The 24,149-nt window shown below is 63.9% G+C and carries 23 protein-coding genes and 3 pseudogenes; 9 read left to right on the forward strand and 17 right to left on the reverse strand.

The features are described from left to right. Window positions 1-11: 11 nt before the first annotated feature. The 4 genes and pseudogenes from Atro_RS10535 (at window position 12) to Atro_RS10550 (ending at window position 3,088) form a co-directional block, all read left to right on the forward strand. Complete coding sequence (locus Atro_RS10535; protein ID WP_497927548.1) at window positions 12-548, forward strand: DUF2796 domain-containing protein; 537 nt, start codon at window positions 12-14, stop codon at window positions 546-548. A 41-nt stretch (window positions 549-589) separates the two neighbouring features. Further along, window positions 590-1,296: pseudogene (locus Atro_RS10540) on the forward strand (ABC transporter ATP-binding protein). A 1-nt stretch (window position 1,297) separates the two neighbouring features. Further along, the gene (locus Atro_RS10545) at window positions 1,298-2,563 is read left to right on the forward strand and encodes an ABC transporter permease (protein WP_497927549.1); all 1,266 of its coding nucleotides are present in this window, start codon (window positions 1,298-1,300) and stop codon (window positions 2,561-2,563) included. A gap of 9 nt (window positions 2,564-2,572) precedes the next feature. Continuing rightward, on the forward strand, window positions 2,573-3,088 hold the full coding sequence (locus Atro_RS10550; RefSeq protein WP_497927550.1) for a DUF3299 domain-containing protein: 516 nt from the start codon (window positions 2,573-2,575) through the stop codon (window positions 3,086-3,088). A 21-nt stretch (window positions 3,089-3,109) separates the two neighbouring features. On the opposite strand, the gene Atro_RS10555 is transcribed toward Atro_RS10550, so the two are convergent. From Atro_RS10555 to Atro_RS10580, 6 genes are read right to left on the reverse strand one after another with little or no spacing between them, the layout of a single operon-like run. Then, window positions 3,110-4,201 (reverse strand): tetratricopeptide repeat protein, encoded by a 1,092-nt coding sequence (locus Atro_RS10555; protein WP_497927551.1) that lies wholly within the window; start codon window positions 4,199-4,201, stop codon window positions 3,110-3,112. Window position 4,202: 1 nt separating this feature from the next. Next, the gene (locus Atro_RS10560; RefSeq protein ID WP_497927552.1) at window positions 4,203-4,952 is read right to left on the reverse strand and encodes an energy transducer TonB; all 750 of its coding nucleotides are present in this window, start codon (window positions 4,950-4,952) and stop codon (window positions 4,203-4,205) included. Continuing rightward, on the reverse strand, window positions 4,952-5,365 hold the full coding sequence (locus Atro_RS10565) for an ExbD/TolR family protein (RefSeq protein WP_497927553.1): 414 nt from the start codon (window positions 5,363-5,365) through the stop codon (window positions 4,952-4,954). The genes Atro_RS10560 and Atro_RS10565 overlap by 1 nt, the downstream gene beginning before the upstream one ends. 15 nt (window positions 5,366-5,380) lie before the next feature. Further along, complete coding sequence (locus Atro_RS10570; protein WP_497927554.1) at window positions 5,381-5,926, reverse strand: MotA/TolQ/ExbB proton channel family protein; 546 nt, start codon at window positions 5,924-5,926, stop codon at window positions 5,381-5,383. Then, window positions 5,919-7,256, reverse strand: a complete 1,338-nt coding sequence (locus Atro_RS10575) for a MotA/TolQ/ExbB proton channel family protein (RefSeq protein ID WP_497927663.1) — start codon at window positions 7,254-7,256, stop codon at window positions 5,919-5,921. Before Atro_RS10575 ends, Atro_RS10570 begins: the two co-directional genes overlap by 8 nt. Before the next feature lie 8 nt (window positions 7,257-7,264). Continuing rightward, window positions 7,265-8,035, reverse strand: coding sequence for a DUF3450 domain-containing protein (locus Atro_RS10580; RefSeq protein ID WP_497927555.1), 771 nt, complete (start codon window positions 8,033-8,035; stop codon window positions 7,265-7,267). 575 nt (window positions 8,036-8,610) lie between these two features. Between Atro_RS10580 and Atro_RS10585 the strand changes: the two genes are divergently transcribed. Both Atro_RS10585 and Atro_RS10590 read left to right on the forward strand, forming a co-directional pair. Then, on the forward strand, window positions 8,611-9,291 hold the full coding sequence (locus Atro_RS10585; RefSeq protein WP_497927556.1) for an OmpW/AlkL family protein: 681 nt from the start codon (window positions 8,611-8,613) through the stop codon (window positions 9,289-9,291). A gap of 464 nt (window positions 9,292-9,755) precedes the next feature. Further along, window positions 9,756-10,430, forward strand: a complete 675-nt coding sequence (locus Atro_RS10590) for an OmpW/AlkL family protein (RefSeq protein WP_497927557.1) — start codon at window positions 9,756-9,758, stop codon at window positions 10,428-10,430. A gap of 76 nt (window positions 10,431-10,506) precedes the next feature. Here the strand turns inward: Atro_RS10590 and Atro_RS10595 are convergent, their stop codons facing one another. From Atro_RS10595 to Atro_RS10615, 5 genes and pseudogenes are all read right to left on the reverse strand, one after another. Next, window positions 10,507-11,445 carry an NAD-dependent epimerase/dehydratase family protein gene (locus Atro_RS10595; protein ID WP_497927558.1) on the reverse strand — a complete coding sequence of 313 codons (939 nt, stop codon included), beginning with the start codon at window positions 11,443-11,445 and terminating at the stop codon, window positions 10,507-10,509. Further along, a complete protein-coding gene (locus tag Atro_RS10600) occupies window positions 11,438-12,322 on the reverse strand; it encodes a sugar nucleotide-binding protein (protein WP_497927559.1) in 885 nt (294 codons plus the stop codon). Before Atro_RS10600 ends, Atro_RS10595 begins: the two co-directional genes overlap by 8 nt. Before the next feature lie 145 nt (window positions 12,323-12,467). Next, the gene (locus tag Atro_RS10605; RefSeq protein WP_497927560.1) at window positions 12,468-12,815 is read right to left on the reverse strand and encodes a DoxX family membrane protein; all 348 of its coding nucleotides are present in this window, start codon (window positions 12,813-12,815) and stop codon (window positions 12,468-12,470) included. Between the two features lie 220 nt (window positions 12,816-13,035). Next, window positions 13,036-13,532: pseudogene (locus tag Atro_RS10610) on the reverse strand (single-stranded DNA-binding protein). Between the two features lie 9 nt (window positions 13,533-13,541). Next, the gene (locus Atro_RS10615; RefSeq protein ID WP_497927561.1) at window positions 13,542-14,930 is read right to left on the reverse strand and encodes an MFS transporter; all 1,389 of its coding nucleotides are present in this window, start codon (window positions 14,928-14,930) and stop codon (window positions 13,542-13,544) included. Window positions 14,931-15,064: 134 nt separating this feature from the next. Here Atro_RS10615 and uvrA point away from each other — a divergent pair, with 134 nt between their 5' ends. From uvrA to Atro_RS10630, 3 genes and pseudogenes are all read left to right on the forward strand, one after another. Continuing rightward, window positions 15,065-17,899 (forward strand): excinuclease ABC subunit UvrA, encoded by a 2,835-nt coding sequence (uvrA, locus tag Atro_RS10620; protein WP_497927562.1) that lies wholly within the window; start codon window positions 15,065-15,067, stop codon window positions 17,897-17,899. A gap of 906 nt (window positions 17,900-18,805) precedes the next feature. Next, window positions 18,806-19,905: pseudogene (locus tag Atro_RS10625) on the forward strand (IS630 family transposase). Between the two features lie 53 nt (window positions 19,906-19,958). Continuing rightward, window positions 19,959-20,774 carry an IS5 family transposase gene (locus Atro_RS10630; protein ID WP_497927563.1) on the forward strand — a complete coding sequence of 272 codons (816 nt, stop codon included), beginning with the start codon at window positions 19,959-19,961 and terminating at the stop codon, window positions 20,772-20,774. A 247-nt stretch (window positions 20,775-21,021) separates the two neighbouring features. Here Atro_RS10630 and rplQ read toward each other — a convergent pair whose 3' ends face one another. The 6 genes from rplQ to rpmJ all read right to left on the reverse strand — a co-directional run bounded on the left by rplQ (window position 21,022) and on the right by rpmJ (window position 24,140). Continuing rightward, window positions 21,022-21,408 carry a 50S ribosomal protein L17 gene (gene rplQ, locus Atro_RS10635; RefSeq protein ID WP_497927564.1) on the reverse strand — a complete coding sequence of 129 codons (387 nt, stop codon included), beginning with the start codon at window positions 21,406-21,408 and terminating at the stop codon, window positions 21,022-21,024. Window positions 21,409-21,452: 44 nt separating this feature from the next. Further along, window positions 21,453-22,454, reverse strand: coding sequence for a DNA-directed RNA polymerase subunit alpha (locus Atro_RS10640; protein WP_497927565.1), 1,002 nt, complete (start codon window positions 22,452-22,454; stop codon window positions 21,453-21,455). Window positions 22,455-22,476: 22 nt separating this feature from the next. Next, window positions 22,477-23,097 (reverse strand): 30S ribosomal protein S4, encoded by a 621-nt coding sequence (gene rpsD / locus Atro_RS10645; RefSeq protein ID WP_497927566.1) that lies wholly within the window; start codon window positions 23,095-23,097, stop codon window positions 22,477-22,479. A gap of 16 nt (window positions 23,098-23,113) precedes the next feature. Then, window positions 23,114-23,503 carry a 30S ribosomal protein S11 gene (rpsK, locus tag Atro_RS10650; RefSeq protein ID WP_003093689.1) on the reverse strand — a complete coding sequence of 130 codons (390 nt, stop codon included), beginning with the start codon at window positions 23,501-23,503 and terminating at the stop codon, window positions 23,114-23,116. A gap of 30 nt (window positions 23,504-23,533) precedes the next feature. Further along, a complete protein-coding gene (rpsM, locus tag Atro_RS10655) occupies window positions 23,534-23,890 on the reverse strand; it encodes a 30S ribosomal protein S13 (RefSeq protein WP_012699324.1) in 357 nt (118 codons plus the stop codon). Window positions 23,891-24,023: 133 nt separating this feature from the next. Then, window positions 24,024-24,140 carry a 50S ribosomal protein L36 gene (rpmJ, locus tag Atro_RS10660; RefSeq protein ID WP_003281814.1) on the reverse strand — a complete coding sequence of 39 codons (117 nt, stop codon included), beginning with the start codon at window positions 24,138-24,140 and terminating at the stop codon, window positions 24,024-24,026. Between the last annotated feature and the right edge of the window lie 9 nt (window positions 24,141-24,149).

Here is a 24,149-nt window from a genome sequence, read left to right on the forward strand (position 1 = left end):
CGGAGACCGCCATGCCCCGCCTACTGCTCGCCCTGCCCCTCGCCCTGCTGTCCCTGGGCCTTGCCCAGGCCGAAGAGGCCCATCGCCATCCCGGAGAAACCCTCGCCGCCCATGAGCACGGCAGCGCCCAGCTCAATCTGGCACTGGACGGCGATATGCTGGAAATCGAGTTCGCCAGCCCGGCCATGAATCTGCTCGGCTTCGAGCATGCACCCCGCAGCGACGCCGACCGGGCCACGCTGGCCGCCGCCCGTGCCCGGCTGGAACAGCCGCTCGCGCTGTTCGGCGTTCCCGCCGTGGCCGGCTGCCAAGTCCGCGGGCAAGACCTGCACGGCGCGCTCTTCGAAGCGGCCGAAACCCGCGAGCACAGCGAGATCGAGGCGCACTACCGCCTGCAATGCAGCACGCCAGACGCGCTGCAAGGCTTGAATCTTGCCGCGCTGTTCGGCACATTCCCGGCCACCCGGAAGATCCAGGTCCAGCTGATCGGCCCGCGCGGCCAGCAGGGGCTGGAACTCACCCCCGAGCGCAGCGAGCTGACCTTCTGAAGCCGCTGCCGAGCGCCCACCCGATCTGCCCGACCGACACCATGAGCACACCCCTGATCGAACTGTCCGACCTCGGCTTCGCCTGGCCGGGCCAGCCCGAGCTGCTGGACATTCCCGAATTCCACCTGCGGCGCGGCGAAACCCTGTTCCTCAAGGGCCCTCCGGCAGCGGCAAGACCACCCTGCTCGGCCTGCTCGGCGGTGTGCAGAAACCGTCCCGCGGCCATATCCGCCTGCTCGGCACCGAGCTGGGCGCGCTCTCCGCGGCGGCCCGCGACCACTTCCGGGTCGATCACATCGGCTACATCTTCCAGCAGTTCAACCTGCTGCCGTTCCTCTCGGTGCGCGCCAACGTCGAACTCCCCTGCCACTTCTCCAGATTGCGTGCCGAGCGCGCGCGCCAGTGCCACGGCAGCATCGAACGGGCCGCCGCCCAGTTGCTGGAACACCTGGGGCTCGACGCCACGCTGCTGGAGCGCCGCGCCGCGGAACTGTCGATCGGCCAGCAGCAGCGGGTCGCCGCGGCCCGCGCGCTGATCGGCCGGCCCGAGCTGGTGATCGCCGACGAGCCCACCTCGGCGCTGGATGCCGACGCCCGCCAGGCCTTCCTCGACCTGCTCTTCGCCGAGTGCCGCGGGGCCTCGGCCAGCCTGCTGTTCGTCAGCCACGACCAGAGCCTGGCGGGGCTGTTCGAACGCCGCCTGTCGCTCCTCGAACTGAACCGCGCCGCCCGGCCCCAGGAGATCTGACATGCATCTGCTGCGCCTGGCCCTGGCCAGCCTGGCCAACCGTCGAGCCACCGCCCTGCTCACGGTGTTCGCCATCGCCGTCTCGGTCTGTCTGCTGCTCGCCGTCGAGCGGGTGCGCACCGAGGCCCGCGCCAGCTTCGCCAGCACCCTGAGCGGTACCGACCTGATCGTCGGCGCCCGCTCCGGCCCGGTGAACCTGCTGCTCTATTCGGTGTTCCGCATCGGCAACGCCACCAACAACATCCGCTGGGAAAGCTTCCAGCACTTCGCCGACCACCCGCGGGTGAAGTGGGCGATCCCGCTGTCGCTCGGCGACTCGCACCGCGGCTACCGGGTGCTGGGCACCACGGCGGCCTACTTCGAGCATTACCGTTACGGCCGCCAGCAGCCGCTGCAGCTGACCGAGGGCCGCGCCTTCGCCACGGACCCGTTCGAGGTGGTGCTCGGCGCCGAGGTGGCCGAGGCGCTGCACTACAAGCTGGGCGACGAGATCGTGCTGGCCCACGGCGTGGCCAGGATCAGCCTGACCCGCCATGAGGACAAGCCGTTTCGCGTGGTCGGCATCCTCGACCGCACCGGCACGCCGGTCGACCGCACCCTGCACATCAATCTGGCCGGCATGGAAGCGCTGCACGTCGACTGGCGCGGCGGTGTGCCGGCCCAGGGCAAGGCGCGCATCGACGCCGAGCAGGCGCGCCGCATGGACCTGCAGCCCAAGGCGATCACCGCCTTCCTGCTCGGCCTCGACAGCAAGATCGCCACCTTCGCCGTGCAGCGGGAAATCAACGACTACCTCGGCGAGCCGCTGCTGGCGATTCTTCCCGGGGTCGCCCTGCAGGAGCTGTGGGGCCTGATGGGCACCGCGGAGCAGGCGCTGTTCGTGATCTCGCTGTGCGTCGTGCTGACCGGGCTGATCGGCATGCTCACGGCGATCCTCGCCAGCCTCAACGAGCGCCGCCGGGAGATGGCGATCCTCCGCTCGCTGGGCGCACGGCCCTGGCACATCGCCGGACTGCTGGTGCTGGAGGCCTTCGCGCTGACCCTGATCGGCGTGCTGCTCGGCCTGGCCCTGCTCTACCTCGGCATCCTGCTGGCCCAGGGGCCGCTGCAGGCGGCCTACGGCCTCTATCTGCCGTTCGCTGCGCCGAGCCCCTACGAATGGCTGCTGCTCGGTGGCATTCTGACCGCGTCCCTGCCGCTGGGCGGCGTGCCGGCCTGGCGCGCCTATCGCCAGTCGCTGGCCGACGGCCTGTCCATTCGTCTGTGAGGAATCCCGATGCGACGCCTTCTGCTTGTCCTGCTGCTCGCCCTCGCCATGCCGCTGTGGGCGGCCGAACCCCGGGATCTGGCCTGGACCGAGATGATTCCCGAGGGCACGCCACCAGCACCGGAACCCCAGGCGCCGATGCACGAAGGCCAGGGCGACGACGGACTGGCCGACGAAGCCGCACCGGCGGCGGCCCAGGCCTCGCCGTCGGCGCCGGTGGTCAAGGCGCTCGACGAGCAACTGGTCCGCCTGCCCGGCTACCTGGTGCCCCTGGAAACCGGCAGCGACGGCCGCGTCCGCGAGTTCCTGCTGGTGCCCTACTTCGGCGCCTGCATCCATGTGCCGCCGCCGCCGTCGAACCAGATCGTGCACGTGCGCAACGAGCCGGGCGTGCAGCTCGACGTGCTGTACCAGCCGTACTGGGTGGAGGGCAAGCTACAGGTCGAGCAGACCAGCAGCGAGCTGGCCACGGCGGGTTACCGGATGACGACCAGCAAGGTCTATCCCTACCAGCTGGAGCAATGAAGCCGGCGAGGCTACCGCCGCTCAGTCGGCCCCGGCCAGAGGCCGGTCGCGCTCGAAGGCCAGCTCGCTTTCCGCCCACTCGCGCCAGACGCGTATCTGACTGCCGGCCGCGCCGGCCTGCTCGGCGCGCTTCAGCGCGTCCAGCCCCAGCAGCCAGTGGGCCTGTTCCAGCTCCAGCTGGGCAAGACTCAACCAGTGGCCTGGGTTGTTCGAGCTGGCGGCGAGACGGCCGAACACCTCGGTCGCCCGCGGCCGGTCGCGGGCCTGCCACCAGAGCAGGCCGAGGCGCTCCTCGCGGGCCGCAGTGCGGGCCAGGACGCCGTTCTGCAGCAGCACGGCCAGCAGCCTGGCCCCTTGCCAAGGCTGGCCGGCCCCCGCGGCCAGCAGCACGAGATCGTCCAGTTCGCGTTCGCTGAAGTGCAGCCCCTTGCTGTAGGCCGTGCGCAAGGTCGCCAGCGCCTTGTGCCCCGCACCGCTCCTCTGCTGCAGGGCGGCCAGCTGGCGCCATTGGCCGATCTCGTCGGGATGGCGGGCCAGCAGCTGGCGCTGCCAGCGCTCGGCGACAGGCCAACGCCTGAGATCGGCGCTGGCAGCGACCAGAAAGCGCAGCCAGCTGTCCGTCGCCGCCGGAGTGACTTCTACATAGCGCTCGGCCAGCGGCAGGGCCCTGTCGGGCTGCCCCAGCCCCTGATAGGCCTGCGCCAGCATCAGCAGGACCTCCCCATCGGCCGTGGCGGAAAGCGCCGCGAGCAGCTCGACCACCTGGGCATGGCGGCCCTCGGCGGCGTTCAGCCTGGCCAGGTTGAGGCGCTCGCGGGCTGCCACCTCCTTGTCCAGCCTGCCGCTGGCCAGCGCCTTGGACAGCAGCTCGATGGCTCGCACGGTGTGGCCCTCGGCCCAGGCCAGATAGCCGCGGCTGCGCCAGAGCAATGCCTCCTCGAGACTGCCCGGTGCACCCTTGACGCCCTCCAGGACGCGCCGGGCAGCCGCACGATCGCCCCTCTGCTGCGCCGCCTGCGCCGCCTGCAGGGCCTGGAGCACAGTAGAGTCGACGTTTTGCGTCGCCTGCGCCGCCGCCGTCAGCACAAGCAGCAAAAACACCAGACGGCGCATCTCAATCCCCCTTGCGAATCTTGAAATACAGGGTCTTGAACGCTTCGCGGTCGACAGCCCGGCCGCTCTCGGTACGCGGTGCGAAGCGCCAGCGGGCGGCGGCGCTGCGCGCCTCGCGCTCGAAAACACCGGGCGGCGAGGCTTCCAGCACGCGGATGTTCTCCACGCTGCCGGCGCGGTTGATGGTGAAGGCCAGCTTCACATGCCCCTCGATGCCGCGCTGCAGGGCCTCTTGCGGATAGCGCGGACGGACGTCGTTGAGCGGCCGCACATCGCTTTCCACCCCCGCGGACGGGCCGGCCTCGCCGGCTCCGCTCCCGCTGCCGCCAGTTGCCCCGCCGCTGCCGCTCTCTGCGGAGCCGGCCGCGGCCGACGTCGATGCCGGGCCGGATGCGGCCGGTGCGGCGGCCAGCCCCTCCAGAGTCGGAGCCGGCGCACTGGCGACACCGATCCTGCTCGACAGAGCCGGGATTTCCAGATCGAGGCTCGGCAGCCGGGATACGGGCGCGGCGGCAACCGGCGCCAGCGGGGTCGCCGGCGTCGGCAATGCCTTGGCTTGCGGCAGGTCCGGCGCCGGCTGCCGGCTGGCGCTCGCACGGCTCGGCTCGACCGCCCCTATTCGCACGAAATGGCCGACATTGAGCGGGTCCTCGGGAACCTTGCCGCCCGGCAGATCGACCAGGCTGAGCATCAGCGAGAACAGCGCTAGGGTCACCAGGCAGGCGACGGCAAAGGACAGTGGCAGACGCATCAGCGCACGTCCGCACCGGCGGCCAGCGCCACATCGGTCACGCCGGCCTGCCGCGCCTGGTCCATCACCTGCACGACCAGCCCGGTCCGCGCGTCGCGGTCGGCCTGAACCAGCACCGCACCGTTGGGCTGGTCGGCACGCAGGCGCTCGACATGGGCGCGCACGCTGCGCACATCGACGATCTGCCTGTCGATCCAGACCTGGCCGTCGGCGGTCACCGCGATCAGGATGTTGCCCTTGTCCTGGGCACTGGCGGTGTCCGCCTGCGGGCGCTGGACCTCGACACCGGACTCCTTGATGAAGGAGCTGGTGACGATGAAGAAGATCAGCATGATGAAGACCACATCAAGCATCGGCGTCAGATCGATGCCGACCTCCTCGTCCTGCTGGTAGTGGTGGCGGCGCATCTTCATCGTCGATGCCTCCGCTCAGTCGTGACGCAACTGGTCGGCCAGCCGCTCGAGCATGCGCTCGGCGCTGCGCTCCAGCCGCGCCAGGCTGAACAGGCCGGTGATGGCCAGGACCATGCCGGCCATGGTCGGCAGGGTCGCCCGCCAGACCCCGGCGGCCATGCTGCGCGGATTGGCGACCCCGCTCAGGGCCAGCACGTCGAATACCGCGATCATGCCGCTGACGGTGCCCAGCAGGCCAAGCAGCGGGTACAGCGCCACCAGGACCTTGCCGAAGCGCAGGGGGCCGGCGAGCTTCTGCCGGGCCTGGGCCAGCCAGGCGGTGCGCACCGCGCGTTGCCAGGTGCCGGGCTGCTGGCTGATCGCTCCCCAGTCTTGGCGGCGCGCCTCGGCCCAGCGCGGGAATACCCGACGCATGAACCACAGGCGCTCGAACACCAGCGTCCAGTAGATCACGCAGAGTCCCGCCAGGACCCACATCTCCGGCCCGCCGGCGGCCATGAAGTCGAGCAGTGCGTGGCCGCTGTCGACCAGCCGCAGCCAGTGGAGGTACAGATCAGTCACGGCGCGGCGCTCCCGACAGGTGCAAAGCGACCAGGCCGGCGCTCTGTTGCTCGAGCAACTGGACCAGCGCTTTGCTGCGACCGGCCAGCAGGCTGTGCAGGAACAGCATGGGGATGGCCACCACCAGCCCCTGTACGGTGGTCACCAGGGCCTGGGAGATGCCATCGGCCATCAGCCGCGAGTCGCCGCCGCCGCTCTGGGTGATGGCCTGGAAGGTGACGATCATGCCGGTCACGGTGCCGAGCAGGCCGAGCAGCGGCGCCACGGCGCTGATCAGCTTGATCAGGCCCTGGCCGCGCTCCAGCAGCGGAGCCTCCAGGAGGATCGCCTCGTCCAGCTTGAGCTCCAGGGTTTCCAGATCGCCCAGTTGCGGCTTCGGCCCGAGCACGCCGAGGACCCGCCCTAGGGGATTGTCGTCGCGGGGCGTACCGAGGTCCTGCAACTGGGCCCTGACGCGGCGGGCGACGCCAGCGAGATAGACCATCCGCCAGGCGGCGAGGCACAGACCGAACAGGCCGAGGGCGACGATCACCCAGCCGACCAGCCCGCCCTGCTGCAGGCGATCCCAGAAACTCGGCTCGCGTTGCAGCTGGGCCAGCAGGACGCCGCGCGTGGGGTCGATGGGCAGCTCGGCAAGGGCGCCGCCGCTCTCCAGATAAGCCTTCACCCGATCGCCGCCGGAAGGCTGGCTGGCGGCGGCCAGCAACTCGCCAGCCTCTGCGTCGTAGCGCAAGAAGCCCGCCTCGCCAAAGGCGGAAAAGGTGCCGACACGCAGCACCGGCTGGCTCTTGCGCTGGCCGTCAAGGCCCACCACCGGCAGTTCGACCCGCTCGACCCGGCCGCTGGCGGCGAGATCTTCGAGCAGGGTCATCCAGTAGCCGTCGAGATCCTCGCTGGAGGGCAAGGCCTTGCTTTTCGCCAGCGCCTCGAGGTGTGTCAGACGCCCTGGGTACTGCGCGTTGAGCAGGCTGTCCTGCCACTGCCCGGCGATATCTCCGGCACTCTGGCGGACCACGGCGAACAGCTCGCCAAAAGTGCCGGTACGCAGGGCCAGTTGCTTTTCCTGCTCGGCCAGCAAAGCCGCCTGACGGTCGAACTCGGCCTTCAGCCGCTCGGCCTCGACCTTCTGTGCCGCCAACTCGGCATGTGCGGCGGCGAGCAGCCTGGCCTGCTCACCGCGCTCGGCGAGGAAGGCCCTTTCCCGCTCGGCCATGGCCTGGACTTCGGCGGCACGCTCGCTGCGGATGCGCTCGAGCAGCTGATCGGGAGTCAGGAGAGCGGCCGCCTGGAGGACAGGGGAGAACAGCCCCAGGATAGCGAGGAGGAACAGACGGGGGCTCACGGCCTAGTCTCCCGGGTCAAGGTCCTGATGGGCAGCTGCAGATAGGCTGGCGCCAGTTGCTGGCGGGCCATGCCGATGGCCTGGGCCAGCGGGCGGCGGACGCTGCCGTCGAGCGCTTCCCAGCGCTTCGCCTGTGGGTTCCACCAGCCGCTCTCATGGCCATCGAGGGTCTGGTAATAAAGCATCACTCGGCCCAGGCGGAAGAACTCGACGCTGCGCAGGTCGCCCTCTGCGTGCAGTTCGCCGCGCCATGCCTCGAGGGTGCGGCCATAGTCGCTCTCGATCTGGTAGGCCTCGAGGATGCGCCGGTACTTCTCGGCCAGGGAAATACCCGGCTGCGGTAGCAACCCCTGCAATTGCGCCAGCCGGTCGCCGCGCTCCTCACGAAGAAACGGCAGATCGGCAGCGATGAACTCGCCCAGCACCTCGACCATGCGCTGCATCTGTGGCGCCACCGCCTGCTGGGTGCGCTCGATATCCGCCAGTTGCTGCTGGTAGCTGACCAGCTCCTTGCTCTGGACGATGGTCATTTCGCGCATCTGGACGTTGTAGCCCTTCAAGGCTTCGGCCTGCTGGATGGCGACGCGGTACTCATTGAGCATAGCCCGGCTGGCATCGTCCAGCGCCTCGACGCGAGCTTGCGAGGCCTTCGCCTCCTCGGCCAGGTGCTGGCTCTCGTCCAGCGCCGCCTCCAGCGACGCCGCCAGCAGCGGCTGGCTGGCCAGGAGTAGGACAGCCGTCAACAGATAGCGGGAGCAAGAGGTCATACGGAGCCTCCTCGGCAAGGCACAGCGTAGAAGAGCTACCCGGAGCAACCATTGCAGCTTCTGCCCGAGGCTGCGAAAAGACGTCCGTCGCAGATGGCGACAGGCGGCATCTGCGCCGCTGAAGCCAAATTTTGTGATCTACATCACGCATCTATCGAAAAGCAAAAGAGCCAGGGAACTTTTATTGCGCCAGGTCAACACGAGGACGCCTGAGCAAAATATCCTTTACCCCAACAGGAAGAGCGCTTCCACGAGGAGCCTTCCGACTCCCTTATCCAGTAGTAATAGCAGATCCCCGCCCTCGTTCCTTCGCAGTATTAATTGCCGACGCTTACCGGCAATTCAAATCTCTTACGAAAGCTCTTTTCGTTTCGCCGCAAAACAGACTTTCCCATTGCAACAAATCATTCCAATCGGCAACTTTCCGAATATCTCCTCCATTAATAACACTTACTTTTTTAGTGCCCACCCCAATAAGAAAGCAATCCGATTGTTTTATTGAGGCAAATCAAGGCTGGCCTGCCGGAACTTATTAACATTAACTCCATACAAAAATACTTCTTCGGGAGTTCGCCATGGCCAAGTTCAAATCCTTCTTCGCCCTTTCCTTGGTCGGCATGGCCCTGGCAGCCCCCTACGTCAGTGCACATGAGCGCGGCGACATCATCCTGCGGGCTGGTGCAGTCACCGTCGACCCCCGCGAAGACAGTGAGGACATCCGCCTCGCCGGCGCCGGCAAGCTCTCCGGCACCAAGGCCACGCTCGACAGCGATACCCAACTCGGCCTGAACTACCTCTACATGCTGACCGACCACGTCGGCATCGAATACCTGGCCGCCACCCCCTTCACCCACGAGGTGAAAGCCAAGGGTCTTCCCGCCAACCTGGATGGCCGCCTGGGCGACTTCAAGCAGCTGCCGCCGACCGTCAGCCTGGTCTACTACCCGCTGTCGCCCAACGCCACCATCCAGCCCTACGCCGGGGTCGGCATCAACTACACCTACATCTTCGAGACCAAACTGGGCAAGGCCGCCGAGCACAAGGGCTTCAGCGGCCTGGACATGCAGGATTCCATCGGCCTGGCCGCCCAGGTGGGCGTGGACTACATGCTGACCGACACCCTGATGCTCAACGCCCAGGTGCGCTACATCGACATCGAGACCAAAGCCACCACCTACCTGAACGACAAGAAGGTCACCGTCGACGTGGACGTCAACCCCTGGGTCTACATGGTCGCCTTGGGCTACAAGTTCTGAACCCACCCTCCAGCGAAAAAGGCGCCAGATGGCGCCTTTTTTGTTTCCGCGACATCGTGCCGCACAATGAAAACGGATTGCTCAACGCCCCAAAAGCTCCATCAATCAATACCCGTATTGATGCGGATCAAAGGGTCTTCGATCCCCAAAGATTTTTCCGACCAATATTAACTGCAAGTTCTCCTTCAAGTTATCGGAAGCAGCAGAAGAACCTCGAGAGCGGGCCTTGATTCAAATCAAGAAAGCACAAACGGTAACGACCGCCTGGCGGACCAGGCCTGCCCCTTTTGACATGCATCAAGCGCACTCAAACAACCGGTCCAGCCCCCAATAATTGGCATGAATATAGTGGCCATTATTTATTGAGTTGAATCAAAACAGCTTAAGGCGAACGGCCTAATATGGAGCCCAAGAACCAAACATATTAAAGGCCGACAACTTCACTGGCCTTTAGGAGCAAGACCATGCGCAACTCACTGTTCGCCCTTTCCCTGGTCACCATGGCCCTGGCAGCCCCCTACGTCAGTGCACATGAGCGCGGCGACATCATCCTGCGGGCTGGTGCAGTCACCGTCGACCCCCGCGAAGACAGTGAGGACATCCGCCTCGCCGGCGCCGGCAAGCTCTCCGGCACCAAGGCCACGCTCGACAGCGATACCCAACTCGGCCTGAACTACCTCTACATGCTGACCGACCACGTCGGCATCGAATACCTGGCCGCCACCCCCTTCACCCACGAGGTGAAAGCCAAGGGTCTTCCCGCCAACCTGGATGGCCGCCTGGGCGACTTCAAGCAGCTGCCGCCGACCGTCAGCCTGGTCTACTACCCGCTGTCGCCCAACGCCACCATCCAGCCCTACGCCGGGGTCGGCATCAACTACACCTACATCTTCGAGACCAAACTGGGCAAGGCCGCCGAGCACAAGGGCTTCAGCGGCCTGGACATGCAGGATTCCATCGGCCTGGCCGCCCAGGTGGGCGTGGACTACATGCTGACCGACACCCTGATGCTCAACGCCCAGGTGCGCTACATCGACATCGAGACCAAAGCCACCACCTACCTGAACGACAAGAAGGTCACCGTCGACGTGGACGTCAACCCCTGGGTCTACATGGTCGCCTTGGGCTACAAGTTCTGAACCCACCCTCCAGCGAAAAAGGCGCCAGATGGCGCCTTTTTCTTTTCCCACGTCTCTCTTCTGCAGGTGCCGGCCGTCACGGCTGTGCCTGTCCCAGCAGGCAGGCCAGACCGGCAGCCATCGAGGTTGGCTCGGCCAGTCGATAGCGCTCCAGCAGGCGTCGGTTGTTCGCCCGCGAGTGACGAATATCGCCCGGACGGGCGGTCTCTCGGCGCACCTCCGGAAGACCGCCGAACAAGGTCGAGATTTCCTCGAGCAGCCGGTTCAGGCTGAGGCTGCGGTTCAATCCGACATTCACCGCTCCCGGCAGGACCTGCGGCGCCTCCAAGGCCTGCAGCAGCACCGCGACGAGATCGGCGATGTAGACGAAATCGCGGGTCTGCTCGCCATCGCCGAACAGGGTTATCGGCAAGCGCTTCGCGGCACGCTCGGTGAAGATGCTGATTACGCCCGAGTAGGGCGACGACGGGTCCTGCCTCGGCCCGTAGATATTGAAGAAACGGAAGATCACCGGCTCCAGCCCGTGCTGGCGGTGATAGAAGTCAAGGTAATGCTCGCTGGCCAGCTTGTCCGCCGCATAGGGCGTGAGCGGCGCCTTCGGCGTGTCCTCGTCGATCGCCTCGCCTTCTCCGTTGTTGCCGTAGACCGCGGCACTGGAGGCGAACAGCACACGCCTGACTCCTTGCTCGCGCATCGCCTCGCAGACATTCAGGGTGCCGATGAAATTGCTCCGGTGGGTTCCTACCGGGTCGAGCACAGAAGCCTGAACCGAAGCCACGGCTGCCAGATGGACCACAGCGGCACAGCCGCCCATGAGCTTCCGCAGCAGGGTGGCATCGGCGACATCGCCCTCGACCAGTTCGAGACGGGAATCGCCGAGCGGCAGATTGTCCGGCTTGCCGCTGGACAGGTTGTCCAGCACGCGCACGGAATACCCTTTGGCGAGCAGCGCGTCGACCAGATGCGAGCCGATGAAGCCGGCGCCCCCGGTGACCAGAACAGGCAGATCAGACATGGCGATAATAGCGATCCAGCAGGTTCGGCAAACCGGCGCGCCAGGCACGCGGCTTGATGCCGAAGGTGTTGAGAACCTTCTTGCAGGATAGCACCGCATGCTGTGGTTCTTCGGCCGCGTCCGGGCTCGCTCCGTGCGGCTGGGCCTGGATATCCTCGACGACCAGCCGGCGGTGGACACGCGCCTCGCCGAGGACCGCCTGACCGAAGGCCAGCGCGGTGGTCGCCTCGTGGCCGCCGTAATGATAGGTGCCCCACAGCGGCGCCCGGCAATCCAGTTGCTTGAGCACAGCGAGCATCACCCGTGCGGCGTCGTCCACCAGGGTCGGGTTGCCGCGCCGGTCATCGGCGAGCGTCAGCACACTTTCCTGCTCGGCACGCTGGAGAAAGCGCCCGAGCAGTCCGTCAGGACTGTCGTCGTATAGCCAGCCGAAACGCAGCAGCACATGCCAGGGACAGATCGCGCGCACGCTCTGCTCGATGCGCAGCAAAGATTGTCCTCGCGACCCGAGCGGCAGCGGCTCGTCCTTCTCGCTGTAGGCTGTGGCGCGGGCACCGTCGAAGACCCGGTAACTGGACGGCTGCATCAGAATGATCTGATGATGTTGACAAAGCTCAGCCAGGCGCTCAGTAGCCCGCTCCTGAGTGGCCAGACGCGCCGCATCGAGGGTCTCGGCCTGAAACCAATCATGGTAGTAGGCGAGATTGACCAGGGCCTCGGGGCGGGTCTCGTCGAGCAGAAGGGTCAGGCTAGCCGAATCCCAACCCTGTTCGGGCGGACGCGGAGCCAGAAAGCTGATGTCGGCCTCGGCACCCAGGTGTATCAGGGCTCGCCCCAAGGCGCTGCCACCGCCCAGTAGCATCAGGCGCATATGCATGGGATGAGACTATCCTGGGTTGGCAGAAGGAATGAATGCATGGAAAGGCCGGAAGCGGTCCATCATCTGCAGTGATCGGCACCGGGTCGGCCAAACCATTCCCGGCAATTGCGCGTTATTGTGCGGCTTTCGACCGTGCACGTCACTACTGCCAGCGCCACGGCGCGGAACGCGCCTCAGAAGCCGCTTCGCAAAACACGACCAAGCGGAAAGCACCCTGCGCCCCTGAAGACAATGTAGACCGACAGAAACGGCATCGGCAGCAGATGTTGGATTCCGCGGTCGATCCACACCAAGTCGGCCTGAGAATGTGAGTACTCGCCAGCATCTGCCCTGCCATCAGGGCAGCCCGCGACCGGATGGCCAAGCCGACCGCCAGCGACAGACCGCCGATGCCCTTCAGCAGCGCCATGCACAAGGCAAAGAGAGTCGGCTCCGGCAGGTGCGATACCTCTTGGATCGGTTTGATCGAGGCCGCCATGGGATCGGTCATGGAACCATGGGAGAGATTCCCAGCAGCCTGGGTAGGCCGTGACTCGCCACTGCGGCAGAAGCTGCCGAATTAGAGCGCCGCTTCGGTTGCGCGTCGCGATCGTCGCTTAGCTCTTGGTGCTCTATGCCAAACATTTCGCGTTGCTTGCAGCAACAGGGAGCATTTACAGGCACCGAGCGCCTGAACTCCCGCCCGCCGCAAGACAGGCGGGAAAGCCGGCCTAGAACGGAATGTCGTCGTCGAAGCTGTCGTAGTCCGGCGCTGGCGGCTGCCGATCCTGCTGCGGAGCGGGACGCGACTGGGGGCTGGGGCCTGCTGCTGCGGCTCGCGCGGGGGGCGCGGCGCACGCGGGGCCTCGTCGGCATTGCCGCCACGCCCGCCTAGGAGTTGCAGGGTGCCGTTCATGTCGACGACGATTTCGGTGGTGTAGCGGTCCTGACCGTCCTGGCCCTGCCACTTGCGGGTCTGCAGACGGCCCTCGACGTAGCACTGTGACCCCTTGCGCAGGTATTCGCCGGCAATCTCGGCGAGCTTGCCGAAGAACACCACGCGGTGCCATTCGGTACGCTCCTGCTGCTGGCCAGTCTGCTTGTCTTTCCAACTGTCGGTGGTGGCCAAGGTGATGTTGGTGACCGCATTGCCATTGGGCAGGTAGCGGGTTTCCGGGTCGCCGCCGACGTTGCCGATCAGAATGACTTTGTTAACCCCACGGGCCATAACGTTCTCCTAGGCTTCAGCACGCACCGGCGCCGGGTCGATCAGGCGCTCGAGGGACGTGCGGTCCAGTTTCTGGGTATCCACTTTGATATACAGGGCAGCCTCCTCGGCCACCACTTCGGCATCTGCCACTCCGGGCACGGCCAACAAACGCTCGCGCAGGGCCACATCGCGCAAGGCTGCGGGCGACAGCGGCAAGCGCAGGCTGGTCACGTAGGGAGGTTCGCGCATGGTAACAGCTATCGCCAGCCACAGGGCGCAGAGCAGTGCACAGCCGACGAATACCGCACCCAGCCCGCCCTGCTGATACAACCAGCCGCCGAAGATCCCGCCCAGTGCCGCACCGAGGAACTGACTGGTGGAGTACACCCCCATTGCCGTCCCCTTGCCCCCCGCCGGAGCGACCTTGCTGACCAGAGAGGGCAAGGACGCCTCCAGCAGATTGAAGGCAGTGAAGAAGGCCACGGCCCCCAGCACCAAGGCCGTCAGACTGCCGCCAAACAGCCAGAAATACAGTTCGCAGAACAACAGCGTGGCCACCGCCGCGCAGAACACCCGCTTCATCTGCCGCCTCTTTTCAGCATAGAAGATGAAGGGGACCATCCCGAAGAAGCCCACGAACAGGGCGACCAGGTAGACCCACCAGTGCTCCTCCCGGGGCAAGCCGCCCCGCTCCACTAGGGCCAGCGGCAGGGCGACGAAGGTAGCCATGAGGATCGCATGCAGCGCGCCGATGCCGAAATCCAGGCGCAGCAGGTCGGAATGACGCAGCGTGGCACCCAGGGCCTGGCGCGCCACGGCGGATTCGCGATGCTGCAGGGCTCGCGGCGCTACCGGCACCAGCACGGCGACAAGCAGGATACCGAACAAGGCCATGCCCGCCGTCGCCCAGAACAGTCCGGACAGGCCGAAGGCACTGGTCAGCAGCGGACCGATCACCATGGCGGCAGCGAATGACAGGCCGATGCTCATGCCGATCATGGCCATGGCCTTGGTGCGGTGCTGCTCACGGGTCAAGTCGGAGAGCAGGGCCATGACAGCCGCCGAGATGGCTCCGGCGCCCTGCAGCACGCGGCCGGCGATGACGCCCCAGATGGAGTCGGCATTGGCCGCCAACGCTGCGCCGACGGCAAAGATCACCAGGCCGACATAAATGACCGGACGCCGGCCAATACGGTCGGAAAGGATACCGAAAGGAATCTGCAGCACCGCCTGGGTCAAGCCATAGGCCCCGATCGCCAGACCGATCAAGGCCGGCGTGGCCCCCTTCAGATCCATGCCATAGGTGGCGAGCACCGGCAGTACCATGAACATGCCCAGCATGCGAAAGGCGAACACCAGCGCCAGCCCGCCTCCCGCCCGGATTTCGCTGCCACTCATGCGTTCGCGGTCGTGCATGCTTCAACCCTCGTGAAAAGGCGCGATTCTACCAGCCGCATCCCGGCCAGCCCATGCCAGCCGGGCCGGGCGTTTCCCGCCCTCCCCCGGCGCGCCGTATACTCGCGGATTTCCGCCCGCCATGCGAGGCCGCTTTGGACAAGATCCTGATCCGTGGGGCACGTACCCACAACCTGAAGAACATCGACCTGACCCTGCCCCGCGACAAACTGATCGTCATCACCGGCCTGTCCGGCTCCGGCAAGTCCTCGCTGGCCTTCGACACACTCTATGCCGAAGGGCAGCGCCGCTATGTGGAGTCCCTCTCGGCCTATGCCCGGCAATTCCTGTCGATGATGGAAAAGCCTGATGTCGATGCCATCGAAGGGCTCTCGCCGGCGATCTCCATCGAGCAGAAATCCACCTCGCACAATCCGCGGTCCACCGTCGGCACCATCACCGAAATCTACGACTATCTGCGCCTGCTCTATGCCAGGGTCGGTACCCCGCGCTGCCCGGAACACGACGTGCCGCTGGAGGCACAGACCGTCAGCCAGATGGTCGATCAGGTGCTGGCACTGCCGGAAGGCAGCAAGCTGATGCTGCTGGCCCCGGTGGTTCGCGAGCGCAAGGGCGAACACCTCTCTGTGTTCGAGGAGTTGCGTGCCCAGGGCTTCGTCCGCGCCCGGGTCGACGGCCGACTCTTCGAGCTGGACGAGCTGCCCAAACTGGACAAGCAGAAGAAGCACAGCATCGACGTGGTGGTCGACCGTTTCAAGGTACGTGGCGATCTGCAGCAGCGCCTGGCCGAATCTTTCGAAACAGCCTTGAAACTGGCTGACGGGATCGCCTTGGTGGTGCCGATGGAAGGTGAGGCCGGCGACGAGTTGATCTTCTCCGCACGCTTCGCCTGCCCGCACTGCGGCCACTCGATAGGCGAGTTGGAGCCCAAGCTGTTTTCCTTCAACAACCCGGCCGGCGCCTGCCCCTCCTGCGACGGCCTGGGCGTCAAACAGTTCTTCGATCCGCGCAGGCTGGTCAACGGCAAGTTGTCCCTCGCCGCAGGCGCGATTCGCGGCTGGGACCGGCGCAATGTCTACTACTTCCAGATGCTCGGCTCACTGGCGGAGCACTATGGGTTCAGCCTCGAAGAGCCGTTCGAGGAGTTGCCGGCCGCACAGCAAAAGATCCTGCTGCAGGGCAGCGGCCGCGAGAGCATCAATTTCCGCTATCTCAATGATCGTGGTGACATCGTCGTGCGGGCGCATCCCTTCGAAGGGATCATTGCCAACCTCGAGCGCCGTTACCGCGAAACCGAATCCGCCAGCGTGCGCGAGGAGTTGGCCAAGCTGCTCAGCAGCCAGCCCTGCCCCGACTGCCGCGGTACCCGACTGCGCCGCGAAGCCCGGCATGTCTGGGTTGGCGAAAAGACCCTGCCGGCCGTCACCGCCCTGCCGGTGGGCGATGCCTGCGGTTACTTCGCCGATCTATCGCTGACCGGTCGACGCGGCGAGATTGCCGGGAAGATCCTCAAAGAGATCCGCGAACGCCTGCAGTTCCTGGTCAATGTCGGCCTCGACTACCTGACCCTTGATCGCAGCGCCGACACCCTGTCCGGCGGCGAGGCACAGCGCATCCGCCTGGCCAGCCAGATCGGTGCAGGTCTGGTCGGTGTCATGTACATCCTCGACGAGCCCTCCATCGGTCTGCACCAGCGCGACAACGAACGTCTGCTGGCCACCCTCACCCATCTGCGCGACTTGGGCAATACGGTGATCGTGGTTGAACACGACGAGGATGCCATCCGTCTAGCCGACTATCTGGTCGATATCGGTCCCGGTGCCGGTGTGCACGGCGGACAGGTCGTCGCCGAGGGTGCGCCGGCCGAAGTGATGGCCCACCCCGACTCGCTGACCGGCAAGTACCTCTCCGGCCGAGTCAAAATCAAGGTACCGGCCGAACGCACCCCCCGTGACGCCCAGAGACTCCTCATGCTCAAAGGAGCCCGTGGCAACAATCTGCAGAATGTCGATCTGGAAATACCGGTGGGCCTTTTCACCTGCATTACCGGGGTGTCCGGCTCGGGCAAGTCGACCCTGATCAACAACACCCTGTTTCCCCTCACCGCCACGGCCTTGAACGGCACTAGCTCACTGGAAATCGCCCCGCACGACAGCTTCGATGGCTTACAGCATTTGGACAAGGTGGTCGATATCGACCAGAGCCCGATCGGCAGGACCCCTCGCTCGAATCCAGCCACCTATACCGGGCTCTTCACACCTATCCGCGAACTGTTCGCCGGGGTCCCGGAGTCGCGCTCGCGCGGCTACAACCCTGGGCGCTTCTCCTTCAACGTCAAGGGGGGGCGCTGTGAGGCCTGTCAAGGTGACGGTGTAATCAAGGTGGAGATGCACTTTCTCCCCGACATCTACGTTCCCTGCGACGTTTGCAAAGGCAAACGCTACAACCGTGAAACGCTAGAGATAAAGTACAAGGGGCGAAACATCCATGAAGTGCTAGAAATGACCATCGAGGAGGCGCGCGATTTCTTCGATGCCGTACCGGCAGTGGCGCGCAAGCTGCAGACGCTTATTGACGTCGGCCTCTCCTACATTCGCTTAGGCCAAAGCGCCACGACCTTGTCCGGCGGCGAGGCGCAACGGGTCAAGCTGAGCCGCGAGCTGTCGAAACGAGATACCGGCAAAACCCTGTATATCCTCGACGAACCTACCACAGGGCTGCATTTCGCCGATATCCAACAGCTGCTGGACGTGCTGCACCGCTTGCGCGACCATGGCAATACAGTGGTAGTGATCGAGCATAATCTGGATGTGATCAAGACAGCCGACTGGATTGTCGACCTTGGCCCCGAAGGTGGCTCGCGAGGAGGCAGCATCATCGGCACCGGAACACCCGAAGAGATTGCGTATATGGAGCGCTCCCATACCGGTCGCTTTCTCAAGCCCTTACTGGAGCGTGACCGGGCCTGACAAGAGAGCTCAAGGCAAAAAGTCAGTCCTTGGCGAGGTCGACTTTTCCGTTTAGTACCGGTAAAGATCCTTGCCAAGACTCAAGCGAATAAGACTGGACGCCCCTGCCGATGATCGGGTCGACCTGCCTAAGCTCTATCTGCCTGGTTATTGCCAGCGCATTCGCTCCTTCCGTGGCCCAGACAGCCTAATGTCGAGACCATGCGCCTGCTGGAGCGCCTGGCTCCGGGCTTCAAAAGCATGGCTGACCTTCACAAGGATAATAGACCCGAGCCTCAGGAGGTCAGCTGTCGAGCCTTCGTATAATTCTGCAACCGGATCGGGCTGTTCGCCGGAGAGCGGCTAGCCGTAAATGACAGCAAATTTCAGACGGCAACCTCAAGCGCGTCGACAGCTGAGCCCCAAACACCTTAAGTGTCCATAGATAACTCTGAACAAGAACATTGCCGAGTATCTGGCGAAGCTGGACGAGGTCGGCGAAACGCTAGATCGCTCAGTCGTCAAGGCGCCTCTGGAGCAGTTGCAACGCCAACAGCGCCGACAACTTGACCTACCAGGGGCTGATTGAGACTCAGCAACTGGAACAGTTCGTGGCCCGCAAGCCGGATGCGCTGGAGCCGATGGTCAAGGCAACTCAAGGCAGCGCTGGAGCAGGAACGCTTGGACGTTAAGGCCGGAAAAGTGCTGAGCCTGAAAAACTCCAATCGTGGCCAGCAGCTCTATATGGCCAAGTCCGAGGAGTACACGCATTGGCAACCTGAAGCAGTGGCTGCTCGGCAACAGCCACCTCCTTCTGCGCCAGCTCGGTGGTGAGCAAACGGAAATGACCCTAGTGTGGTGAATCACAACTACTCAGGATAAATCTTGTCTACCGCGGAGCTGACAGAGTTTTTCGGAGGGCATGCGATGAAAACAGGCCGCCCAGCCGTTCGGATCGAACTGACCGAACAAGAGCATGCCGAACTCACCCGCCGCCGAGCCAGGCACAAGGGGCCTGCCGATATGCAGCTGCGCGCCGAGATCATTCTGTCCTGCGCTCGAGGCGAGTCCGGCTCTTCCATTGCTCGACGGCTTGGCATTACGGCGCAAACCGTTTCGAGGTGGCGCCTTCGCTTCGCCCGTTTGGGCCTGCAAGGCCTCAATGACGAGCCGCGCTCAGGCCGCCCACGCAGCATCAGTGATGAAAAGGTCCAGGAAGTGGTCGACCGGGTGCGGCAGACCAGGCCCGACGATGCCAGTCATTGGAGCTCGCGCCGGATGAGCAAGGCCACCCATATTTCACCGGCGAGCGTACAGCGTATCTGGCGAGCCTTCGGGCTCAAGCCCCACCTGGAGCACACCTTCAAGCTGTCCACCGATCCTGCCTTTGTCGACAAGGTGCAGGATATCGTCGGGCTCTATCTAAATCCCCCTGATAAAGCGCTGGTACTGTGTGTCGATGAGAAAAGCCAGATCCAGGCGCTCAATCGAACACAGCCGGGGCTGCCGCTGGAGCCTGGGTATCCGGCGACCCGTACCCATGATTATCAGCGCCATGGCACGACGTCCTTGTTTGCCGCCCTGGATGTGGCCACCGGCGAGGTGATCGGACGTCTCAAGCGCCGTCACCGCAGCGCAGAATTCCTGGAGTTTCTCAGGGCCATCGAGGAAACGGTCAAGAGCGACAAGGCCATCCACCTGATCATGGATAACTATGCCGTGCACAAGACCGACAAGGTGCGTGCCTGGCTTGTCGCGCACCCGCGTTATCACGTGCATTTCACCCGACGTCTGCGTCATGGCTGAATCGGGTGGAGCGCTTTTTCTCGATGCTCACCCAGAAGTGGATAAAGCGCCAGGCCCATACCAGCGTGAAGGATCTCGAGCAGTCCATCGAGTATTACCTGGCGACCTACAACCAGAATCCAAGGCCTTTCCGCTGGAGTAAGGGAGCAGGTGAAATCCTGGCCTCTGTCGGCAGGGCTGCTCGAGCCTTGCAAAGAAATAATAATGAAGCGAACTTGTGATTCACCACACTAGAGCCTGTTATTAACCACTGCTTTGGTTATCGTTTGCAGTTATGCAGACGACAACCCGAAAACCCTACCCCACCGATGTCAGCGATGAGGAGTGGGCCTTCGTGGCGCCCTATCTGGCGCTGATGCCCGAATCCTCCGCCCATCGTGTCCACAGCCTGCGCGAGGTCTTCAATGCCCTGCGCTACATCGTCCGCGGCGGCCTGCTCTGGCGGCAGATGCCGCATGATCTGCCGCCGTGGCAGGTGGTGTATCAGCAGACCCGACGCTGGATCGAGGCCGGCGTCTTCGAGGAACTGCTGCATGATGTGCGCGAGTTGATCCGGGTGGCGGACAAGCGCAAGGCTCAGCCCAGCGCCGTGATCCTCGACAGCCGCACCCTGCAGTCGACGCCGGAAAGCGGCGCACGGGCCGGCTATGACGGGGCCAAACGCCGCAAGGGCTCGAAGGTGCATATGGCCGTGGATACGCTGGGGCAGTTGCTCGCCCTGCGGGTGACGCCCGCCAACGAACAGGACCGCGCCCAGGTGGCCGCCCTCGCCGAGCAGGTGCAGCGGGTGACCGGTGAGGCGGTGGAGGTTGCCTTCGCCGACCAGGGCTACAGCGGCGAGTCGGCGGCCCGGCAGGCAGAGGCGCATGGCATCCAGCTGGAAGTGATCAAGCACACGGAAGCGAAGAAGGGCTTCATCCTGCTGCCCCGGCGCTGGGTGGTCGAGCGCAGTTTCGGCTGGATGGCCCGCTTTCGAAGACTGAGTCGGGATTACGAGCGCCTGGCCTCGACGCTGGCGGGCTTTCACTTCATAGCCTTTGTTTGCCTGATGTTGCCGACTGCTCTCAAGGCCTTGGCAATACCCGGCTGATCAAGAAACGAACGGGTTAATAACAGGCTCTAGCTGTGCGAGCCTACAACCCCAAGCGAGCGATCAACATCGCTGGGGCCTGGCCCCTAATGGCGCCACGAGCCTGAGAAGGCTTTTGTTCGCATGCAGAATCGGGCAACAGCCCTAAAGTAAACGCCCCGAGCAAGTCGGGGCGCTTGTTTGAGCCGCTGCAGCATGCTTTCACACAAGCTGCTTAGCTTAGCTCAGCTTTTCAGCGAGACAACGCTTATTCGGTAGCCGCGGATTCACCAGCGGCCGGACGGTCAACCAGCTCGACGTATGCCATGGGAGCATTATCACCAGCCCGGAAACCGCACTTCAGAATGCGCAGATAGCCGCCCTGACGGTTGGCATAGCGCTTGCCCAGATCGTTGAACAGCTTGCCGACGGCAGACTTCGAGCGGGTGCGGTCGAAGGCCAGGCGACGGTTGGCGACGCTGTCTTCCTTGGCCAGGGTGATCAGCGGCTCGGCGACGCGGCGCAGCTCCTTGGCCTTGGGCAGGGTGGTTTTGATCAATTCGTGCTCGAACAGCGACACTGCCATGTTCTGGAACATGGCTTTGCGATGTGCGCTGGTGCGGCTCAGGTGACGGCCACTTTTACGATGACGCATGGTTCAATTCCTTACCAAACTTGTTCGTTCGGTGGTTATGACGCTCAGGCCGTAGCCTTGTCGTCCTTCTTAAGACTTGCCGGCGGCCAGTTGTCGAGGCGCATACCGAGGGACAGACCACGGGAGGCCAGAACGTCCTTGATCTCGGTCAGGGACTTCTTACCCAAGTTCGGAGTCTTCAACAGCTCCACTTCGGTACGCTGAATCAGGTCACCGATATAGTAGATGTTCTCCGCCTTCAGGCAGTTGGCCGAACGTACGGTCAGCTCCAGATCGTCAACCGGACGCAGGAGGATCGGATCGATCTCGTCTTCCTGCTCCACCACTACCGGTGCGGCGTCACCCTTGAGGTCGACGAACGCGGCCAGCTGCTGCTGCAGAATAGTCGCGGCGCGGCGGATAGCCTCTTCGGGATCCAAGGTACCGTTGGTTTCCAGATCGATGACCAGCTTGTCCAGGTTGGTACGCTGCTCGACACGGGCGTTTTCCACCACGTAGGCCACCCGACGGACCGGACTGAAGGAAGCGTCGAGCTGCAGACGGCCAATACTGCGACTCTCGTCTTCATCGCTCTGGCGGGCGTCGGCAGGCTCATAGCCACGTCCGCGAGCCACTTTGAGCTTCATGTTCAGTACGCCGTTGTCCGACAGGTTGGCGATTACATGGGCGCCGTTGACGATTTCGACATCATGATCCAGCTGAATATCGGCAGCGGTGACCGCGCCAGGGCCCTTTTTGCTCAGGCTCAGCGTGACTTCGTCGCGACCGTGCAGCTTGATGGCCAGGCCCTTCAGGTTGAGCAGGATTTCGATGACATCTTCCTGCACACCTTCAATGGCGCTGTACTCATGAAGCACGCCGTCGATCTCGGCCTCGACCACTGCACAGCCGGGCATAGAAGACAGCAGGATGCGACGCAGGGCATTGCCCAGGGTATGACCAAAACCGCGCTCAAGAGGCTCAAGCGTGATCTTGGCGCGGGTCGGACTGACCGCTTGCACATCGATGTGGCGAGGGGTCAGGAACTCATTTACCGAACTCTGCATGGATATACCTATTTTCTAGCCCTTACTTGGAGTAGAGCTCGACAATCAGGTTTTCGTTGATGTCGGCGGACAGGTCGCTGCGAGCCGGCACGCTCTTGAACACGCCAGACTTCTTCTCGGTATCCACTTCAACCCACTCGACACGGCCACGCTGACCACAGAGTTCGAGAGCCTGGGCGATGCGCAGCTGATTCTTGGCTTTTTCGCGAACGGCTACGACATCACCAGCCTTGATCTGGTAAGATGGAATGTTCACGGCCTGACCATTGACAGTAATGGCCTTGTGCGAAACCAGTTGGCGGGATTCGGCACGAGTAGCACCGAAGCCCATGCGGTAGACCACGTTGTCCAGACGACACTCAAGCAGCTGCAACAGGTTCTCACCGGTGGAGCCCTTGCGACGACTGGCTTCCTTATAGTAACCGCTGAACTGGCGCTCCAGCACGCCGTAGATCCGGCGGACCTTCTGCTTTTCGCGCAGTTGGGTGCCATACTCGGAGAGGCGACCGCGGCGCTGGCCATGGATACCCGGTGCCGACTCGACGTTGCACTTGGATTCGAGCGCGCGCGAGCCGCTCTTCAAGAACAGGTCAGTGCCTTCGCGACGGGACAGTTTGCATTTGGGACCAATGTAACGTGCCATTCTTCACTGTCTCCTATTACACGCGACGCTTCTTCGGCGGGCGGCAGCCGTTATGCGGGATCGGGGTCACGTCGGTAATGCTGGCAATCTTGTAACCGCAGGCATTAAGAGCGCGTACGGCTGATTCACGACCCGGGCCGGGGCCCTTGACATTCACGTCGAGGTTCTTCAGGCCGTACTCAAGAGCGGCCTGGCCGGCACGCTCGGCAGCCACCTGGGCAGCGAACGGCGTGCTCTTACGCGAACCACGGAAGCCGGAGCCGCCGGAAGTGGCCCAAGATAGGGCGTTACCCTGACGATCAGTGATGGTCACAATGGTGTTGTTGAAGGACGCATGGATATGGGCGATGCCATCCACCACGGTCTTTTTAACTTTCTTACGAGGACGAGCAGCAGGTTTTGCCATGATTAGATTCCTGTCGATTCGCGAATGCGATTACTTGCGGATCGGCTTGCGCGGGCCCTTGCGGGTACGAGCGTTAGTCTTGGTACGCTGACCGCGAACCGGCAGGCCACGACGATGACGCAGGCCGCGGTAGCAGCCCAAATCCATCAGGCGCTTGATTTTCATGTTGACTTCGCGGCGCAGGTCACCCTCGGTGGTGAGCTTGGCCACTTCGCCACGCAGTTGTTCGATCTGCTCGTCCGACAGATCTTTGATCTTTGCTGCCGGATTGACACCGGTGGCGGCACAGATAGCCTGTGCAGTAGTACGACCGACACCATAGATGTAGGTCAGCGAGATAACAGTATGCTTGTTATCCGGAATGTTGACGCCTGCGATACGGGCCATTCAGTGGAACTCCAATTGACAGCTACCCACGCCCTGGAAGCCAAGAAATAGGGCGCAGGATACTAGCGCTGTAATAAAAAATAATCAACCCGACAGCACACTAGCTGCCGGGCTCAGCACGCGAGGATCACACTCAGCCTTGGCGCTGCTTGTGACGCGGCTCTGCGCTGCAAATCACGCGCACGACACCGTCGCGGCGGATGATCTTGCAGTTGCGGCAGAGCTTTTTCACCGACGCACGAACTTTCATTACCAACTC

The organism is Azotobacter tropicalis (assembly GCF_059739045.1).

Excerpts from the sequence above, each read along its gene's own strand:
- rplQ (WP_497927564.1), bottom strand. The coding sequence starts at position 21,408 with ATGCGTCATCGTAAAAGTGGCCGTCACCTGAGCCGCACCAGCGCACAT.
- Atro_RS10590 (WP_497927557.1), top strand. The coding sequence starts at position 9,756 with ATGCGCAACTCACTGTTCGCCCTTTCCCTGGTCACCATGGCCCTGGCA.
- Atro_RS10630 (WP_497927563.1), top strand. The coding sequence starts at position 19,959 with ATGCAGACGACAACCCGAAAACCCTACCCCACCGATGTCAGCGATGAG.
- Atro_RS10555 (WP_497927551.1), bottom strand. The coding sequence starts at position 4,201 with ATGCGCCGTCTGGTGTTTTTGCTGCTTGTGCTGACGGCGGCGGCGCAG.
- rpsK (WP_003093689.1), bottom strand. The coding sequence starts at position 23,503 with ATGGCAAAACCTGCTGCTCGTCCTCGTAAGAAAGTTAAAAAGACCGTG.
- Atro_RS10640 (WP_497927565.1), bottom strand. The coding sequence starts at position 22,454 with ATGCAGAGTTCGGTAAATGAGTTCCTGACCCCTCGCCACATCGATGTG.
- Atro_RS10605 (WP_497927560.1), bottom strand. The coding sequence starts at position 12,815 with ATGACCGATCCCATGGCGGCCTCGATCAAACCGATCCAAGAGGTATCG.
- Atro_RS10535 (WP_497927548.1), top strand. The coding sequence starts at position 12 with ATGCCCCGCCTACTGCTCGCCCTGCCCCTCGCCCTGCTGTCCCTGGGC.
- Atro_RS10585 (WP_497927556.1), top strand. The coding sequence starts at position 8,611 with ATGGCCAAGTTCAAATCCTTCTTCGCCCTTTCCTTGGTCGGCATGGCC.
- Atro_RS10600 (WP_497927559.1), bottom strand. The coding sequence starts at position 12,322 with ATGCATATGCGCCTGATGCTACTGGGCGGTGGCAGCGCCTTGGGGCGA.
- Atro_RS10615 (WP_497927561.1), bottom strand. The coding sequence starts at position 14,930 with ATGCACGACCGCGAACGCATGAGTGGCAGCGAAATCCGGGCGGGAGGC.
- Atro_RS10545 (WP_497927549.1), top strand. The coding sequence starts at position 1,298 with ATGCATCTGCTGCGCCTGGCCCTGGCCAGCCTGGCCAACCGTCGAGCC.
- Atro_RS10595 (WP_497927558.1), bottom strand. The coding sequence starts at position 11,445 with ATGTCTGATCTGCCTGTTCTGGTCACCGGGGGCGCCGGCTTCATCGGC.
- Atro_RS10580 (WP_497927555.1), bottom strand. The coding sequence starts at position 8,035 with ATGACCTCTTGCTCCCGCTATCTGTTGACGGCTGTCCTACTCCTGGCC.
- rpsD (WP_497927566.1), bottom strand. The coding sequence starts at position 23,097 with ATGGCACGTTACATTGGTCCCAAATGCAAACTGTCCCGTCGCGAAGGC.
- rpmJ (WP_003281814.1), bottom strand. The coding sequence starts at position 24,140 with ATGAAAGTTCGTGCGTCGGTGAAAAAGCTCTGCCGCAACTGCAAGATC.
- Atro_RS10565 (WP_497927553.1), bottom strand. The coding sequence starts at position 5,365 with ATGAAGATGCGCCGCCACCACTACCAGCAGGACGAGGAGGTCGGCATC.
- rpsM (WP_012699324.1), bottom strand. The coding sequence starts at position 23,890 with ATGGCCCGTATCGCAGGCGTCAACATTCCGGATAACAAGCATACTGTT.
- Atro_RS10560 (WP_497927552.1), bottom strand. The coding sequence starts at position 4,952 with ATGCGTCTGCCACTGTCCTTTGCCGTCGCCTGCCTGGTGACCCTAGCG.
- Atro_RS10550 (WP_497927550.1), top strand. The coding sequence starts at position 2,573 with ATGCGACGCCTTCTGCTTGTCCTGCTGCTCGCCCTCGCCATGCCGCTG.